Origin of the sequence: Aeromonas sp. HMWF016 (genome assembly GCF_963878195.1) — a bacterium.
Taxonomy (GTDB): Bacteria; Pseudomonadota; Gammaproteobacteria; order Enterobacterales; family Aeromonadaceae; genus Aeromonas; species Aeromonas lacus.
Genome location: NZ_CAWNWX010000060.1, coordinates 1 through 13,445, shown reverse-complemented (window position 1 = coordinate 13,445; position 13,445 = coordinate 1). Strand labels below are relative to the sequence as shown.

At 53.1% G+C, this 13,445-nt stretch carries 27 protein-coding genes; all 27 read left to right on the top strand.

The features are described 5' to 3' along the window. The first annotated feature begins 14 nt into the window (after nt 1-14). The 27 genes from rplC to rplQ all read left to right on the top strand — a co-directional run bounded on the left by rplC (nt 15) and on the right by rplQ (nt 13,304). Nucleotides 15-647: a 50S ribosomal protein L3 gene (rplC, locus tag AACS24_RS08705; protein ID WP_005307947.1), complete on the top strand. Its 633-nt coding sequence runs from the start codon at nt 15-17 to the stop codon at nt 645-647. 17 nt (nt 648-664) lie between these two features. Continuing rightward, entirely contained in the window at nt 665-1,270 is a 606-nt protein-coding gene (gene rplD, locus AACS24_RS08700) for a 50S ribosomal protein L4 (RefSeq protein ID WP_005340616.1), read from the top strand. Beyond that, nucleotides 1,267-1,569, top strand: coding sequence for a 50S ribosomal protein L23 (rplW, locus tag AACS24_RS08695; protein ID WP_005307955.1), 303 nt, complete (start codon nt 1,267-1,269; stop codon nt 1,567-1,569). The genes rplD and rplW overlap by 4 nt, the downstream gene beginning before the upstream one ends. 15 nt (nt 1,570-1,584) lie before the next feature. Further along, the gene (gene rplB / locus AACS24_RS08690) at nt 1,585-2,406 is read left to right on the top strand and encodes a 50S ribosomal protein L2 (protein WP_033115586.1); all 822 of its coding nucleotides are present in this window, start codon (nt 1,585-1,587) and stop codon (nt 2,404-2,406) included. A gap of 22 nt (nt 2,407-2,428) precedes the next feature. Further along, nucleotides 2,429-2,707: a 30S ribosomal protein S19 gene (gene rpsS / locus AACS24_RS08685; protein WP_005307960.1), complete on the top strand. Its 279-nt coding sequence runs from the start codon at nt 2,429-2,431 to the stop codon at nt 2,705-2,707. A 10-nt stretch (nt 2,708-2,717) separates the two neighbouring features. Continuing rightward, on the top strand, nt 2,718-3,062 hold the full coding sequence (gene rplV / locus AACS24_RS08680; RefSeq protein WP_005319741.1) for a 50S ribosomal protein L22: 345 nt from the start codon (nt 2,718-2,720) through the stop codon (nt 3,060-3,062). A 3-nt stretch (nt 3,063-3,065) separates the two neighbouring features. Then, nucleotides 3,066-3,779, top strand: coding sequence for a 30S ribosomal protein S3 (rpsC, locus tag AACS24_RS08675; RefSeq protein ID WP_005307962.1), 714 nt, complete (start codon nt 3,066-3,068; stop codon nt 3,777-3,779). Nucleotides 3,780-3,792: 13 nt separating this feature from the next. Beyond that, nucleotides 3,793-4,206, top strand: coding sequence for a 50S ribosomal protein L16 (gene rplP / locus AACS24_RS08670; protein ID WP_005340612.1), 414 nt, complete (start codon nt 3,793-3,795; stop codon nt 4,204-4,206). Next, on the top strand, nt 4,206-4,397 hold the full coding sequence (gene rpmC, locus AACS24_RS08665; RefSeq protein ID WP_005307965.1) for a 50S ribosomal protein L29: 192 nt from the start codon (nt 4,206-4,208) through the stop codon (nt 4,395-4,397). The genes rplP and rpmC overlap by 1 nt, the downstream gene beginning before the upstream one ends. After that, a complete protein-coding gene (gene rpsQ, locus AACS24_RS08660) occupies nt 4,397-4,645 on the top strand; it encodes a 30S ribosomal protein S17 (protein ID WP_005307966.1) in 249 nt (82 codons plus the stop codon). Before rpmC ends, rpsQ begins: the two co-directional genes overlap by 1 nt. 147 nt (nt 4,646-4,792) lie before the next feature. Further along, a complete protein-coding gene (rplN, locus tag AACS24_RS08655; protein ID WP_005307975.1) occupies nt 4,793-5,161 on the top strand; it encodes a 50S ribosomal protein L14 in 369 nt (122 codons plus the stop codon). Between the two features lie 11 nt (nt 5,162-5,172). Beyond that, nucleotides 5,173-5,490, top strand: coding sequence for a 50S ribosomal protein L24 (gene rplX, locus AACS24_RS08650; RefSeq protein WP_005307977.1), 318 nt, complete (start codon nt 5,173-5,175; stop codon nt 5,488-5,490). Nucleotides 5,491-5,503: 13 nt separating this feature from the next. Next, nucleotides 5,504-6,043, top strand: a complete 540-nt coding sequence (rplE, locus tag AACS24_RS08645; protein ID WP_033115585.1) for a 50S ribosomal protein L5 — start codon at nt 5,504-5,506, stop codon at nt 6,041-6,043. 10 nt (nt 6,044-6,053) lie between these two features. After that, nucleotides 6,054-6,359, top strand: coding sequence for a 30S ribosomal protein S14 (gene rpsN / locus AACS24_RS08640; protein ID WP_005340609.1), 306 nt, complete (start codon nt 6,054-6,056; stop codon nt 6,357-6,359). A gap of 20 nt (nt 6,360-6,379) precedes the next feature. After that, nucleotides 6,380-6,772, top strand: a complete 393-nt coding sequence (gene rpsH / locus AACS24_RS08635) for a 30S ribosomal protein S8 (protein WP_033115584.1) — start codon at nt 6,380-6,382, stop codon at nt 6,770-6,772. Between the two features lie 13 nt (nt 6,773-6,785). After that, nucleotides 6,786-7,319, top strand: a complete 534-nt coding sequence (gene rplF, locus AACS24_RS08630) for a 50S ribosomal protein L6 (protein ID WP_033115583.1) — start codon at nt 6,786-6,788, stop codon at nt 7,317-7,319. A gap of 9 nt (nt 7,320-7,328) precedes the next feature. Continuing rightward, nucleotides 7,329-7,682 (top strand): 50S ribosomal protein L18, encoded by a 354-nt coding sequence (gene rplR, locus AACS24_RS08625; protein ID WP_005340606.1) that lies wholly within the window; start codon nt 7,329-7,331, stop codon nt 7,680-7,682. 14 nt (nt 7,683-7,696) lie between these two features. Next, the gene (gene rpsE / locus AACS24_RS08620) at nt 7,697-8,197 is read left to right on the top strand and encodes a 30S ribosomal protein S5 (protein WP_005342686.1); all 501 of its coding nucleotides are present in this window, start codon (nt 7,697-7,699) and stop codon (nt 8,195-8,197) included. Nucleotides 8,198-8,203: 6 nt separating this feature from the next. Then, nucleotides 8,204-8,383 carry a 50S ribosomal protein L30 gene (gene rpmD / locus AACS24_RS08615; protein ID WP_005307985.1) on the top strand — a complete coding sequence of 60 codons (180 nt, stop codon included), beginning with the start codon at nt 8,204-8,206 and terminating at the stop codon, nt 8,381-8,383. 2 nt (nt 8,384-8,385) lie between these two features. Then, nucleotides 8,386-8,823 carry a 50S ribosomal protein L15 gene (gene rplO, locus AACS24_RS08610; protein WP_033115582.1) on the top strand — a complete coding sequence of 146 codons (438 nt, stop codon included), beginning with the start codon at nt 8,386-8,388 and terminating at the stop codon, nt 8,821-8,823. A gap of 8 nt (nt 8,824-8,831) precedes the next feature. Continuing rightward, nucleotides 8,832-10,160, top strand: a complete 1,329-nt coding sequence (secY, locus tag AACS24_RS08605) for a preprotein translocase subunit SecY (protein WP_005340602.1) — start codon at nt 8,832-8,834, stop codon at nt 10,158-10,160. Between the two features lie 27 nt (nt 10,161-10,187). Further along, nucleotides 10,188-10,301 carry a 50S ribosomal protein L36 gene (gene rpmJ, locus AACS24_RS08600; protein ID WP_005319705.1) on the top strand — a complete coding sequence of 38 codons (114 nt, stop codon included), beginning with the start codon at nt 10,188-10,190 and terminating at the stop codon, nt 10,299-10,301. 139 nt (nt 10,302-10,440) lie between these two features. After that, nucleotides 10,441-10,797, top strand: a complete 357-nt coding sequence (gene rpsM / locus AACS24_RS08595) for a 30S ribosomal protein S13 (protein WP_005307991.1) — start codon at nt 10,441-10,443, stop codon at nt 10,795-10,797. A 14-nt stretch (nt 10,798-10,811) separates the two neighbouring features. Then, complete coding sequence (gene rpsK, locus AACS24_RS08590) at nt 10,812-11,201, top strand: 30S ribosomal protein S11 (RefSeq protein WP_005307993.1); 390 nt, start codon at nt 10,812-10,814, stop codon at nt 11,199-11,201. Nucleotides 11,202-11,241: 40 nt separating this feature from the next. Further along, a complete protein-coding gene (rpsD, locus tag AACS24_RS08585; protein ID WP_005342696.1) occupies nt 11,242-11,862 on the top strand; it encodes a 30S ribosomal protein S4 in 621 nt (206 codons plus the stop codon). Nucleotides 11,863-11,887: 25 nt separating this feature from the next. Next, nucleotides 11,888-12,877, top strand: a complete 990-nt coding sequence (locus tag AACS24_RS08580; RefSeq protein ID WP_005307997.1) for a DNA-directed RNA polymerase subunit alpha — start codon at nt 11,888-11,890, stop codon at nt 12,875-12,877. Nucleotides 12,878-12,920: 43 nt separating this feature from the next. Continuing rightward, nucleotides 12,921-13,304 carry a 50S ribosomal protein L17 gene (gene rplQ / locus AACS24_RS08575; protein WP_005307999.1) on the top strand — a complete coding sequence of 128 codons (384 nt, stop codon included), beginning with the start codon at nt 12,921-12,923 and terminating at the stop codon, nt 13,302-13,304. Nucleotides 13,305-13,445 lie beyond the last annotated feature (141 nt).

Here is a 13,445-nt window from a genome sequence, read left to right as displayed (position 1 = left end):
AGAGGTTGATAACAATGACAATCGGTCTTGTAGGTCGCAAAGTGGGTATGACTCGCATCTTCACTGAAGATGGCGTTTCTATCCCGGTGACTGTTATCGAAGTTGAAGCTAACCGTGTAACTCAGGTCAAATCTGTAGAAACCGACGGCTACAACGCTATTCAGGTTACCACTGGCTCCAAGAAAGCTAGCCGCGTAACCAAGCCGGAAGCTGGCCACTTCGCCAAAGCTGGTGTAGAAGCCGGTCGCGGTCTGTGGGAATTCCGCCTGAACAACGGTGAAACTTTCACTGTTGGTAGCGAGCTGAAAGTAGATCTTCTCGCTGACGTTAAGCTGGTAGACGTTACCGGCACATCCAAGGGTAAAGGTTTTGCCGGTACTGTTAAGCGCTGGAACTTCCGTACCCAGGATATGACCCACGGTAACTCTCTGTCCCACCGTGTACCTGGCTCCATCGGTCAAAACCAGACCCCGGGCCGTGTATTCAAGGGCAAAAAGATGGCTGGTCACATGGGTGCTGAGCGTGTAACGACTCAGAACCTGGAACTGGTTCGTGTTGACGCTGAACGCAACCTGCTGCTCATCAAAGGTGCAGTACCGGGTGCAACCAACGGCAACGTGATCGTTAAACCTGCCGTCAAAGCGTAACGTCTGAGGAGATAGTAATGGAATTGGTAATGAAAGACGCCAAGAGCGCTCTTGAAGTTTCCGAGACTACCTTCGGGCGCGAATTCAACGAAGCTCTGGTTCACCAGGTTGTCGTTGCTTATGCCGCTGGTGCCCGTCAGGGTACTCGTGCGCAGCTGACTCGCTCTGAAGTGTCTGGTGGCGGCAAAAAGCCGTGGCGTCAGAAGGGTACTGGTCGTGCCCGTGCTGGCTCCATCCGTTCGCCCATTTGGCGTTCCGGTGGTGTGACTTTTGCAGCTAAGCCGCAAGATCACAGCCAGAAAGTAAACAAGAAGATGTACCGCGGCGCTATCCGTAGCATCCTGTCCGAGCTGGTACGTCAAGAGCGCCTGATCGTTGTTGAGAAGTTCGGCATCGAAGCTCCGAAGACCAAAGAACTGATCGCCAAGCTGAAAGAAATGGAACTGACTGACGTTCTGATCGTGACTGCTGAAGTCGATGAGAACCTGTTCCTGGCTGCTCGCAACCTGTACAAAGTTGACGTGCGTGACGTTGCCGGTATCGACCCGGTCAGCCTGATCGCTTTCGACAAGGTTCTGATGACTGCTGACGCAGTTAAGCAAATCGAGGAGATGCTGGCATGATCCGTGAAGAGCGTCTGCTGAAAGTTCTGAAGGCTCCGCACATCTCTGAAAAGAGCACCATGGTTGCAGAAAAGCAGAACACTATCGTGTTCAAAGTTGCTGTTGATGCCACCAAGGCGGAAGTCAAAGCTGCAGTTGCGAAACTGTTCGAGGTCGAAGTTGAGACCGTCCGTACCCTGAACATGAAGGGTAAGACCAAGCGCGCAGGTGCACGCGTAGGCCGTCGTTCCGATTGGAAAAAGGCTTATGTGACCCTGAAAGCTGGTCAGGACATCGACTTCATGGGCGCAGCCGAGTAAGAGGAGTTCTGAAAAATGGCAATCGTTAAGTGCAAGCCTACTTCTCCGGGCCGCCGCCACGTCGTCAAGATCGTCAACCAGGAACTGTACAAGGGTAAGCCCTTTGCAGCTCTGCTGGACAAGAAAGACAAAACCGGTGGTCGTAACAACAACGGCCGCATCACCACTCGCCACATCGGCGGTGGTCACAAGCAGCACTACCGTCTGGTCGACTTCAAGCGCGACAAAGACGGTATCCCGGCTAAAGTTGAGCGCCTGGAATACGATCCGAACCGTACCGCAAACATCGCCCTGGTGCTGTATGCAGACGGTGAGCGTCGTTACATCCTGGCTCCGAAAGGCCTGAAAGCTGGTGATGCAATCGCTTCTGGTGCTGATGCCGCAATCAAGGTAGGTAACACCCTGCCGATGCGCAACATCCCGGTCGGTTCTACCGTTCACGCTGTTGAGATGAAGCCTGGTAAAGGTGCCCAGCTGGCTCGTTCCGCTGGTACTTTCATCCAGATCCTGGCTCGTGAAGGTAACTATGTAACTCTGCGTCTGCGTTCCGGCGAAGTACGTAAAGTTCTGGCCGAGTGCCGCGCTACCATCGGCGAAGTCGGTAACTCCGAGCACATGCTGCGTCAACTGGGTAAAGCCGGTGCAAACCGCTGGCGTGGTATTCGTCCGACCGTTCGCGGTATGGCGATGAACCCGGTTGACCACCCGCACGGTGGTGGTGAGGGTCGTAACAAGGGCATGCAGCCTGTGTCCCCATGGGGCCAGAAGGCTAAAGGCTTCAAGACCCGTAAGAACAAGCGTACCGACAAGTACATCGTACGTCGTCGTAACAAGTAATTGTTAACATAGAGGAATCACCATGCCACGTTCTCTCAAGAAGGGTCCATTTATCGACCTGCACTTGCTGAAGAAGGTAGAGAAAGCGGTGGAAAGCGGGGATAAAAAGCCGGTTAAAACCTGGTCCCGTCGTTCAATGATCATCCCGAACATGATCGGTTTGACCATCGCTGTCCATAATGGTCGTCAGCACGTTCCGGTTTTCGTTACCGAAGAAATGATCGGTCACAAACTGGGTGAATTCGCACCGACTCGTACTTATCGCGGCCATGCTGCTGATAAGAAGGCTAAGAAGCGCTAAGGGATAAATGATGGAAGCTATCGCTAAACACCGTTATGCCCGTACTTCTGCCCAGAAAGCTCGTCTGGTAGCCGATCAAGTACGTGGTCTGTCCGTAGACAAGGCTCTGAACATCCTGACCTTCAGCCCGAAAAAGGCTGCTGTTCTGGTGAAGAAAGTGCTGGAATCTGCCATTGCAAACGCTGAGCACAACGAAGGCGCCGACATCGACGCCCTGCGTGTTGCTACTATCATGGTCGACGAAGGTCCCTCCATGAAGCGCATCCGTCCTCGTGCCAAAGGTCGCGCGGATCGTATCCTCAAGCGTACCGCTCACATCACCGTAGTGGTATCCGACGCTAAGGCTGGGAGATAAGCAATGGGTCAGAAAGTACATCCTAATGGCATTCGCCTGGGTATTACCAAGCCTTGGAATTCTACCTGGTTCGCGAACACCAAAGACTTCGCTGACAACCTGTACAGCGATTTTCAAGTACGCCAGTTCCTGACCAAGGAACTGAAAAACGCGTCCTTGTCCAAGATCACCATCGAGCGTCCGGCCAAGAGCATCCGTGTGACCATTCACACCGCTCGTCCGGGTGTTGTGATCGGTAAGAAAGGCGAAGACGTTGAGAAGCTGCGCAAAGCTGTAGCCACTATTGCTGGCGTGCCTGCTCAGATCAACATTTCCGAAGTCCGCAAGCCGGAGCTGGATGGCAAACTGGTTGCCGACAGCATCACTTCCCAGCTGGAGCGTCGTGTAATGTTCCGTCGTGCTATGAAGCGCGCCGTACAGAACGCAATGCGCCTGGGTGCCAAGGGCATCAAAGTGGAAGTTTCCGGTCGTCTGGGCGGCGCTGAAATCGCGCGTACCGAATGGTACCGTGAAGGTCGTGTGCCGTTGCACACCCTGCGTGCCGACATCGACTACGCAACTTCTGAAGCCCACACCACTTACGGTGTGATCGGCGTTAAAGTTTGGATCTTCAAGGGCGAAGTTCTGGGCGGTCTGGCTGCTGTCAACGCTGCCGCTGCTCAAGAGCAAGCTCCTGCGAAGCCCAAGCGTGACAACAAGCGCCGCGCTGCCAAGTAAGGAGATTCGGTAAATGTTGCAACCAAAGCGTACTAAATTCCGCAAGACCCACAAAGGTCGTAACCGCGGTCTGGCCACCTCTGGTAACGAAGTATCCTTCGGTACCTTTGGCCTGAAGGCGACATCTCGTGGTCAGCTGACTGCTCGTCAAATCGAAGCAGCCCGTCGTGCCATGACCCGTCACGTTAAGCGTCAGGGTAAGATCTGGATCCGTGTGTTCCCGGACAAGCCGATTACCGAAAAGCCCCTCGAAGTTCGTATGGGTAAAGGTAAGGGTAACGTGGAATACTGGGTTTGCCCGATCCAGCCTGGCAAGGTTCTGTACGAGATGGACGGTGTACCTGAGGCTCTGGCGCGTGAAGCGTTCGCCCTGGCCGCAGCCAAGCTGTCTGTTCAGACCACTTTCGTAATTAAGACGGTGATGTGATGAAAGCCCAAGATCTGCGTCAAAAGAGCGTCGAAGAACTGAACCAGGAGCTGCTGGGCCTGCTGCGTGAGCAATTCAACATGCGCATGCAAGCTTCCACCGGCCAACTGGCTCAGACTCACACTCTGAAACAAGTGCGTCGTGACGTCGCACGTATCAAGACTGTACTGACTGAGAAGGCAGGTGCGTAATGACTGACAAAATCCGTACTCTGCAGGGTCGTGTAATCAGCGACAAGATGGACAAGTCCATCACTGTTGCCATCGAGCGCAAGGTAAAGCACCCGATCTACGGTAAGATCATCAAGCGCACTACCAAGCTGCACGTACATGATGAAAACAACGAGTGCAAAGCTGGTGACCTCGTGGAAATCCGCGAATGCCGCCCGCTGTCCAAGACCAAGTCCTGGACCCTGGTTGCCGTTGTAGAAAAGGCCTAATCGGTACTTTTTAGCCCAAACGGCCCCTTTCAGGGGCCGTTTGTTTTTTAGGCTACCTTTTCTAAAAATCCTGTGTTATAGTTTCGCGCCTTTTGAAGGCAGCCAGATCCCGAAAGGGATAAGAAGTAAACAAAGCGGAGCACTAAGATGATCCAGATGCAAAGTATGCTGGGTGTTGCCGACAACTCCGGCGCTCGCAGTGTAATGTGTATTAAGGTTCTGGGTGGTTCGCACCGCCGTTACGCCGGCATCGGCGACATCATCAAAGTTTCCATCAAGGAAGCTATTCCTCGCGGTAAAGTGAAGAAAGGTGATGTGTATAACGCGGTGGTCGTACGCACCCGTAAAGGCGTTCGTCGTCCGGACGGCTCAGTCATCCGTTTCGACAACAATGCGGCTGTGTTGCTTAACAACAACCAACAGCCGATCGGTACTCGTATTTTTGGCCCGGTGACCCGTGAACTGCGTAATGAGAAGTTCATGAAGATTGTGTCCCTGGCACCCGAAGTACTGTAAGGAGTCGAACGATGGCAGCTAAAATCCGTCGCGAAGACGAAGTGATTGTTCTTACCGGCAAAGACAAGGGCAAGCGTGGCAAAGTCACTCAAGTTCTGATTGCTAAAGGTAAGGTAATCGTGGAAGGCATCAACCAGGTGAAGAAGCACCAGAAGCCGGTACCCGCACTGGGTCAGGCTGGCGGTATCGTCACCAAAGAAGCCCCCATCGATGTATCTAACGTAGCGCTGTTCAACTCTGCCACTGGCAAAGCTGACCGCGTTGGTTTCCGGATTGAAGACGGCAAAAAAGTTCGTTTCTTCAAATCCACCGGCGAACTTGTGAAGTAATTGGAGTTTAACGATGGCGAAACTGCATGATTACTACAAATCCGATGTAGTAAGTGAACTGACCAAGCAGTTCGGTTACAAGACTATCATGCAAGTCCCTCGGATCGAGAAAATCACCCTGAACATGGGTGTTGGTGAAGCGATCTCTGACAAGAAGTTGCTGGAAAATGCTGCTGCCGATATGGCTGCCATTTCCGGTCAGAAGCCGCTGATCACCAAAGCTCGCAAATCTGTTGCGGGCTTCAAGATTCGTGAAGGCTACCCGATAGGTTGTAAAGTAACCCTGCGTGGCGAGCGTATGTGGGAGTTCCTGGAACGGCTGATCTGCATCTCCGTACCGCGTATCCGTGACTTCCGTGGCCTGAACGCTAAAGCGTTCGACGGTCGTGGTAACTACTCCATGGGCGTGCGTGAGCAGATCATCTTCCCGGAAATCGACTATGACAAAGTCGATCGCGTCCGTGGTTTGGATATCACCATCACCACTTCCGCGAATACCGATGAAGAAGGCCGTGCTCTGCTGGCTGCCTTTAACTTCCCATTCCGCAAGTAAGGTTAGGGTTATGGCTAAAACATCCATGAAAGCGCGCGAAGCAAAGCGTGCCAAGCTGGTAGCCAAGTACGCGACCAAGCGTGCCGAGCTCAAAGCTATCATCGTTGATATGAACGCTTCTGAAGAAGCGCGTTGGGATGCTGTTCTGCAACTGCAACAGCTGCCCCGTGATTCCAGTCCGTCCCGTCAGCGTAACCGTTGCAACATTACTGGTCGTCCGCACGGTTTCCTGCGCAAGTTTGGCCTGTCTCGCATCAAGGTGCGTGAGCATGCCATGAAGGGCGAAATTCCGGGCCTGAAAAAGGCCTCTTGGTAAAGAATCTCGGGAGTTAGACTATGAGCATGCAAGATCCGATCGCGGATATGCTGACCCGCATCCGTAACGGTCAGGCGGCGAGCAAAGTTGCGGTTTCCATGCCTTCTTCCAAGCTGAAAGTGGCTATTGCCAAAGTGCTGAAAGAAGAAGGTTACATCGCTGGCTACACCGTAGCTGGTGACGTGAAGCCGGAACTGGAAATTGAACTGAAATATTTCCAGGGCAAGCCGGTTGTAGAACTGATCCAACGCGTGAGCCGTCCCGGCCTGCGTATTTACAAGCGCACTACTGATCTGCCGAAAGTTATGGGCGGTCTCGGTGTTGCTATCGTGTCCACGTCTAAAGGTGTGATGACCGACCGTGCTGCTCGCAAAGCAAGCATGGGTGGTGAGATCATCTGCTACGTCGCTTAATAGGAGGTCGGAAATGTCTCGCGTTGCTAAGGCACCCGTCACTATTCCTGCTGGCGTAGAAGTGACTCTGAACGGTCAGGAACTGTCCATCAAAGGTGGTAAAGGTTCCCTGGTTCGTTCTATTCACGCCGGTGTAGAAGTGACCAAAGAAGACAATGTACTGAAGTTCGCCCCGCGCGACGGCATCGCTGGTGCTGACGCTCAGGCCGGTACTGCCCGTGCATTGGTCAACAACATGGTAATCGGTGTTACCCAAGGCTTCGAGCGCAAGCTGCAGCTGGTTGGTGTAGGTTACAAAGCCTCCATCAAGGGCAATGCTGTCGCTCTGGCTCTGGGCTTCTCTCACCCGGTAGAGCATGAGCTGCCGGCTGGTGTAACCGCTGAGTGCCCGTCCCAGACCGAAATCGTTCTGCGTGGCGTTGACAAGCAGCTGGTTGGCCAAGTCGCCGCCGATATCCGTGCTTACCGCGCTCCGGAGCCCTACAAGGGCAAGGGTGTACGCTATGCCAACGAGCAAGTGCGTACTAAAGAAGCTAAGAAGAAGTAAGGTAACACTATGGACAAGAAAGCAGCTCGTCTCCGTCGTGCTACTCGTGCTCGGAAAAAGATGCAGGAACTGGGAGCTACCCGTCTGGTTGTTCACCGTACCCCGCGTCATATCTATGCGCAGGTTATTGCAGCCAACGGTTCCGAAGTTCTGGCCTCTGCTTCCACAGTAGAGAAAGCCATCAGTGAAGCTCTGAAATACACCGGTAACGCAGATGCTGCTACCGCTGTAGGTAAAGCTATCGCTGAGCGTGCTATTGCCAAAGGCGTTCAGAACGTATCTTTCGATCGTTCCGGTTTCAAGTATCACGGCCGTATCGCTGCTCTGGCAGCTGCTGCACGTGACGCTGGTCTTCAGTTCTAAGCTAGGAGTCGAAGATGGCTAAAGTCGAATCTCAAGCCGGCGAACTGCAAGAAAAGCTGATTGCAGTAAACCGTGTTTCGAAAACTGTTAAAGGTGGTCGTATCATGTCCTTCACCGCGTTGACCGTGGTGGGTGATGGTAACGGCCGTGTAGGTTACGGTTACGGTAAAGCCCGTGAAGTTCCGGCTGCTATTCAAAAAGCAATGGAACAGGCCAAGCGTAACCTGAACAAGGTTGAACTGAACAACGGCACCCTGCACCACCCGGTGAAAGGTGTTCACTCTGGTTCCACCGTGTTCATGAAGCCGGCCTCTCAAGGTACTGGTATCATCGCAGGCGGCGCTATGCGTGCTGTTCTGGAAGTTGCTGGTATCCACAACGTGCTGGCTAAGACCTACGGTTCCACCAACCCAATCAACGTTGTTCGCGCAACTGTAGACGCTCTGGTTCACGGTCAATCACCGGAACAGATCGCTGCCAAGCGTGGTCTGCGCGTTGAAGAAATTCTGGGGTAATGCGACATGGCTAACACTGTAAAAGTAACTCAAACTCGCAGCTCTATCGGCCGTCTGCCCAAGCACAAGGCGACTCTGCGTGGTCTGGGTCTGCGTCGCATTGGTCACACCGTTGAGCTGGAAGATACTCCCTGCGTACGCGGTATGATCAACCAGGTTTATTACATGGTTAAGGTGGAGGGCTAAGCATGCGTCTGAACACTCTGTCTCCGGCCGCTGGTTCCAAGCCTGAAAAACATCGTCGTGGCCGTGGTATCGGCTCCGGCCTGGGCAAGACTGGTGGTCGTGGTGTTAAAGGCCAAACCTCTCGTTCCGGTGGCGGCAAAGTTCGCAACGGTTTCGAAGGTGGCCAGATGCCTTTGAAAATCCGTCTGCCGAAGTTCGGTTTCTTCTCTCGCAAATCTTTGGTTTCTGCCGAAGTGCGCCTGAACGAAATCGCCCTGGTAGAAGGTGATGTGGTCGACGTGAGCACTCTGAAGCAAGCCGGTGTTATTACTAAAAACATCGTGTTCGCTAAAGTTGTTCTGTCTGGCAACATTGACCGTGCTGTGACCGTTCGTGGTCTGTCCGTCACCAAAGGTGCACGCGCAGCCATCGAGGCCGCTGGCGGTAAAATCGAGGAATAATCAGTACAATGGCTAAGAAACCAGGATTGGATGTTAAAGCACAGGGTGGTCTGAGTGAACTGAAGAGCCGTCTGCTCTTCGTTCTCGGGGCGATTATCGTTTTCCGTGCAGGCTCTTATGTGCCGATTCCTGGTATTGACGCCGCCGTACTGGCCGAGTTGTTCCAGCAACAGAAGGGCACCATCATTGAGATGTTCAACATGTTCAGTGGTGGTGCACTCTCGCGTGCTTCTATTCTTGCGTTGGGGATCATGCCGTACATTTCGGCGTCGATCATTATCCAGCTGCTGACTGTGGTTCATCCCGCTCTTGCTGAACTCAAGAAAGAGGGTGAATCCGGCCGTCGCAAGATTAGCCAATATACCCGTTGGGGCACGCTGGTTTTGGGAACTTTCCAGGCCATTGGTATTGCAACCGGTCTGCCGAATATGATGCATGGACTTGTGACTAATCCGGGTCTGGGCTTCTATTTCACAGCGGTTGTGAGTCTGGTCACCGGTACCATGTTCTTGATGTGGTTGGGTGAGCAGATTACCGAGCGTGGGATTGGTAATGGTATCTCGTTGATTATTTTCACAGGTATCGTTGCCGGTCTGCCGCATGCCATTGGCGCTACGGCCGAACAGGCACGTCAAGGGGAATTGCACATCCTGCTGTTGTTGTTGCTGGGCTTGATTGTTTTCGCAGTGACTTACTTTGTGGTGTTCGTGGAGCGTGGTCAGCGTCGTATCGTCGTTAACTATGCCAAGCGTCAACAAGGCCGCCAGGTATTCGCCGCGCAAAGCACGCACCTGCCGTTGAAAGTCAACATGGCCGGTGTGATTCCTGCGATTTTCGCATCCAGCATCATCCTCTTCCCGGGGACCATTACCTCTTGGTTTGGTCAGGGCGAGGGTAAAGTAGCCGACATCCTGCAACAGGTCTCTATGGTCCTGCAGCCAGGTCAGCCGCTTTACGAGATGCTCTATGCAGCAGCCATTATCTTCTTCTGCTTCTTCTATACCGCGCTGGTGTTCAACCCCCGCGAGACAGCAGATAACCTGAAGAAGAGTGGAGCCTTTATCCCGGGGATTCGCCCGGGCGAGCAGACAGCACGTTATATCGATAAGGTTATGACTCGCCTGACATTGGCAGGTGCACTCTATATAACCTTTATCTGTCTGGTACCCCAGTTCTTGATGACTGCCTGGAACGTACAGTTCTACTTCGGTGGCACCTCGCTGCTGATTATCGTGGTGGTTATCATGGACTTCATGGCTCAGGTTCAGACCCATATGATGTCTCATCAATATGGTGATGTCCTGAGGAAGGCCAACCTGAAGGGCTACGGCCGCTAAAGGTCGGCGTAGTTACGGAGTTAAGCAATGAAAGTTCGTGCTTCCGTTAAGGCAATCTGCCGTAACTGCAAAATCATCAAGCGTCACGGTGTGGTGCGTGTGATTTGCAGCGAGCCTAAGCATAAACAGCGTCAAGGCTAATTTTTTACGGTTAGTACTTGCAACAAATAGTTGTGCTGGCTAATATAGCCAGCCAACTTTTGTTGTGTATTGGTTGACCGCCACGTATCCGCTCACGGGCTTTGTGGTGGTCGTAATCTACTATATGTAGGAGTGAATAGTGGCCCGTATCGCTGGCATTAACATTCCTGACCATAAGCATGCAGTCATCGCTTTGACTGCTATTTATGGCGTCGGTCGTACCCGCTCCAAGGCCATCTGTGCCGCAGCCGGTATCGCTGAGAATGTGAAAATTAAAGACCTGGACGAAGCTCAGATCGAGAGTCTGCGTGAACAAGTAGGTAAATTCACCGTTGAAGGTGACCTGCGTCGTCAGATTTCCATGAACATCAAGCGTTTGATGGATCTGGGTTGCTACCGTGGTTTGCGTCACCGTCGTAGCCTGCCTGTTCGTGGTCAACGTACCAAGACCAACGCTCGTACCCGTAAGGGTCCGCGCAAGGCTATCAAGAAGTAACGGGAAGGTAGAAAATGGCTAAAACTCCGACTCGTGCTCGCAAGCGCGTTAAAAAGCAAGTGAGCGACGGTATTGCGCACGTTCATGCATCTTTCAACAACACAATCGTGACCATTACTGACCGTCAGGGCAACGCTCTGTCTTGGGCTACTTCTGGTGGTTCCGGTTTCCGTGGTTCTCGTAAGTCCACCCCGTTCGCTGCTCAGGTAGCTGCTGAACGCGCTGGTGAGATGGCCAAAGAATATGGCGTCAAGAACCTGGAAGTCATGGTCAAAGGTCCGGGTCCCGGTCGTGAGTCTTCCATCCGCGCCCTGAACGCGGCTGGTTTCCGCATCACTAACATTACTGATGTGACTCCGATCCCGCACAACGGTTGTCGTCCTCCCAAGAAGCGCCGCGTGTAACGCTGGTAGCTACTTGGTCTAGGATTGTTGGAGAAAGAAGATGGCAAGATATATCGGTCCTAAGCTTAAGCTTAGCCGTCGTGAGGGCACAGACCTCTTCCTGAAGTCTGGTGTTCGCGCGATTGATTCTAAGTGCAAGATTGACACCGCTCCTGGTCAGCACGGCGCTCGTAAGCCGCGTCTGTCCGACTACGGTGTGCAACTGCGCGAGAAACAAAAAGTTCGCCGTATCTACGGCGTATTGGAAAAACAGTTCCGCAACTACTACCGCGACGCTGCCCGTCAAAAGGGTAACACCGGTGAAAACCTGTTGCAGCTGCTGGAAGGTCGTCTGGACAACGTCGTATACCGCATGGGCTTCGGTGCTACCCGCGCTGAATCTCGTCAACTGGTGAGCCACAAGGCCATCATGGTAAACGGCCGCGTTGTGAACATTCCTTCTTTCCAGGTTTCCCCTGAGGACGTGATCTGCGTTCGTGAGAAGGCTAAGAAGCAAGCGCGTATCAAAGCTGCCCTTGAGGTTGCTGGTCAGCGCGAGAAGCCGACTTGGGTAGAGGTTGATGCCGCTAAAATGGAAGGTGCCTTCAAGCGCCTGCCAGAGCGTTCCGACCTGTCTGCCGACATTAACGAACAGCTGATCGTCGAGCTTTACTCCAAGTAAAGCTAGCTTCTAAAGAGAGGACACAATGCTGGGTTCTGTAACAGATTTTCTTAAACCGCGGCTAGTTGACATCGAGCAAGTTAGCCCGACTCATGCGAAAGTGACTCTTGAGCCACTTGAGCGTGGCTTTGGTCACACGCTGGGTAACGCCCTGCGTCGTATTTTGCTGTCTTCTATGCCCGGTTGTGCAGTTACTGAAGTCGAAATTGACGGTGTACTGCATGAGTACAGCAGCAAAGAAGGTGTACAGGAAGACATTCTTGAAATCCTGCTCAACCTGAAAGGTATCGCTGTGAAGCTGGAAGGCAAGGACGAGGTAACTCTGTCCCTGACCAAGTCTGGAACAGGCCCCGTTACCGCAGGTGATATCACTCACGGTGATGAAGTCGAGATCGTAAACCCGGAGCACGTAATCTGCCACCTGACTGGTGCCAATGCTGAAATCAGCATGCGCCTGAAAGTTCAGCGCGGTCGTGGTTATGTGCCTGCTTCTGCTCGTGTTCACAACGATGACGAAGAGCGTCCGATTGGTCGCCTGCTGCTGGACTCCGCGTTCAGCCCCATCGTTCGTATTGCCTACAATGTTGAGGCAGCACGTGTGGAACAGCGTACCGACTTGGACAAGCTGGTTATCGACATGGAGACCAATGGTACTCTGGATCCTGAAGAAGCCATCCGTCGTTCTGCCACTATCTTGGCTGAGCAACTGGAAGCCTTCGTGGATCTGCGCGATGTCAGCGTGCCCGAGAAGAAAGAAGAGAAACCCGAGTTTGATCCGATTCTGCTGCGTCCTGTCGATGATTTGGAGCTGACAGTTCGTTCTGCGAACTGTCTGAAGGCAGAAGCTATCCACTATATTGGTGATCTGGTACAGCGTACCGAAGTTGAGTTGCTTAAGACTCCTAACCTCGGTAAGAAGTCCCTGACTGAGATCAAGGACGTGTTGGCCTCCCGTGGTCTGTCTCTTGGCATGCGCCTTGAGAACTGGCCGCCCGCCAGCATCGCTGACGAGTAATCCAGATTACGGGTTTCACAGATTTAGTTAGAAGGATAAGGTCATGCGCCATCGTTTGAGTGGTCGTCAACTGAACCGGAACAGCAGCCATCGTCAGGCTATGTTCCGCAACATGGCCAGCTCCCTGGTTCGTCATGAGATCATCAAGACGACTCTGCCTAAGGCAAAAGAGCTGCGTCGTGTAGTTGAACCGCTGATCACCCTTGCCAAGACTGATAGCGTTGCTAATCGTCGTCTGGCATTTGCCCGCACTCGCGACAACGCGATCGTGGCTAAGCTGTTCAATGAACTGGGCCCGCGCTACCTGGAGCGCGCCGGCGGTTATACTCGCATTCTGAAATGCGGTTTCCGTGCTGGCGACAACGCCCCTATGGCTTATATTGAGCTGGTAGACCGCCCGGCCGCTGCTGAAGCAGCTGCTGAGTGATAAAGAAAAAGCCGGGCTTGTCCCGGCTTTTCTTTTAAGGGATTTTGATACTGCCTCAACTGCCTCAACTGCCTCAACTGCCTCAACTGCCTCAACTGCCTCAACTGCCTCAACTCGCCATCCTATCGCACCTATATATGA

Coding starts and splice junctions, on each gene's coding strand:
- rpsS (WP_005307960.1), top strand. CDS start 2,429: ATGCCACGTTCTCTCAAGAAGGGTCCATTTATCGACCTGCACTTGCTG.
- rplE (WP_033115585.1), top strand. CDS start 5,504: ATGGCGAAACTGCATGATTACTACAAATCCGATGTAGTAAGTGAACTG.
- rpsE (WP_005342686.1), top strand. CDS start 7,697: ATGGCTAAAGTCGAATCTCAAGCCGGCGAACTGCAAGAAAAGCTGATT.
- rplD (WP_005340616.1), top strand. CDS start 665: ATGGAATTGGTAATGAAAGACGCCAAGAGCGCTCTTGAAGTTTCCGAG.
- rplP (WP_005340612.1), top strand. CDS start 3,793: ATGTTGCAACCAAAGCGTACTAAATTCCGCAAGACCCACAAAGGTCGT.
- AACS24_RS08580 (WP_005307997.1), top strand. CDS start 11,888: ATGCTGGGTTCTGTAACAGATTTTCTTAAACCGCGGCTAGTTGACATC.
- rplW (WP_005307955.1), top strand. CDS start 1,267: ATGATCCGTGAAGAGCGTCTGCTGAAAGTTCTGAAGGCTCCGCACATC.
- rplB (WP_033115586.1), top strand. CDS start 1,585: ATGGCAATCGTTAAGTGCAAGCCTACTTCTCCGGGCCGCCGCCACGTC.
- rpsK (WP_005307993.1), top strand. CDS start 10,812: ATGGCTAAAACTCCGACTCGTGCTCGCAAGCGCGTTAAAAAGCAAGTG.
- secY (WP_005340602.1), top strand. CDS start 8,832: ATGGCTAAGAAACCAGGATTGGATGTTAAAGCACAGGGTGGTCTGAGT.
- rplQ (WP_005307999.1), top strand. CDS start 12,921: ATGCGCCATCGTTTGAGTGGTCGTCAACTGAACCGGAACAGCAGCCAT.
- rpsC (WP_005307962.1), top strand. CDS start 3,066: ATGGGTCAGAAAGTACATCCTAATGGCATTCGCCTGGGTATTACCAAG.
- rplV (WP_005319741.1), top strand. CDS start 2,718: ATGGAAGCTATCGCTAAACACCGTTATGCCCGTACTTCTGCCCAGAAA.
- rplR (WP_005340606.1), top strand. CDS start 7,329: ATGGACAAGAAAGCAGCTCGTCTCCGTCGTGCTACTCGTGCTCGGAAA.
- rpsD (WP_005342696.1), top strand. CDS start 11,242: ATGGCAAGATATATCGGTCCTAAGCTTAAGCTTAGCCGTCGTGAGGGC.
- rplN (WP_005307975.1), top strand. CDS start 4,793: ATGATCCAGATGCAAAGTATGCTGGGTGTTGCCGACAACTCCGGCGCT.
- rpmC (WP_005307965.1), top strand. CDS start 4,206: ATGAAAGCCCAAGATCTGCGTCAAAAGAGCGTCGAAGAACTGAACCAG.
- rpmD (WP_005307985.1), top strand. CDS start 8,204: ATGGCTAACACTGTAAAAGTAACTCAAACTCGCAGCTCTATCGGCCGT.
- rplO (WP_033115582.1), top strand. CDS start 8,386: ATGCGTCTGAACACTCTGTCTCCGGCCGCTGGTTCCAAGCCTGAAAAA.
- rpmJ (WP_005319705.1), top strand. CDS start 10,188: ATGAAAGTTCGTGCTTCCGTTAAGGCAATCTGCCGTAACTGCAAAATC.
- rplC (WP_005307947.1), top strand. CDS start 15: ATGACAATCGGTCTTGTAGGTCGCAAAGTGGGTATGACTCGCATCTTC.
- rpsQ (WP_005307966.1), top strand. CDS start 4,397: ATGACTGACAAAATCCGTACTCTGCAGGGTCGTGTAATCAGCGACAAG.
- rplX (WP_005307977.1), top strand. CDS start 5,173: ATGGCAGCTAAAATCCGTCGCGAAGACGAAGTGATTGTTCTTACCGGC.
- rpsH (WP_033115584.1), top strand. CDS start 6,380: ATGAGCATGCAAGATCCGATCGCGGATATGCTGACCCGCATCCGTAAC.
- rpsN (WP_005340609.1), top strand. CDS start 6,054: ATGGCTAAAACATCCATGAAAGCGCGCGAAGCAAAGCGTGCCAAGCTG.
- rplF (WP_033115583.1), top strand. CDS start 6,786: ATGTCTCGCGTTGCTAAGGCACCCGTCACTATTCCTGCTGGCGTAGAA.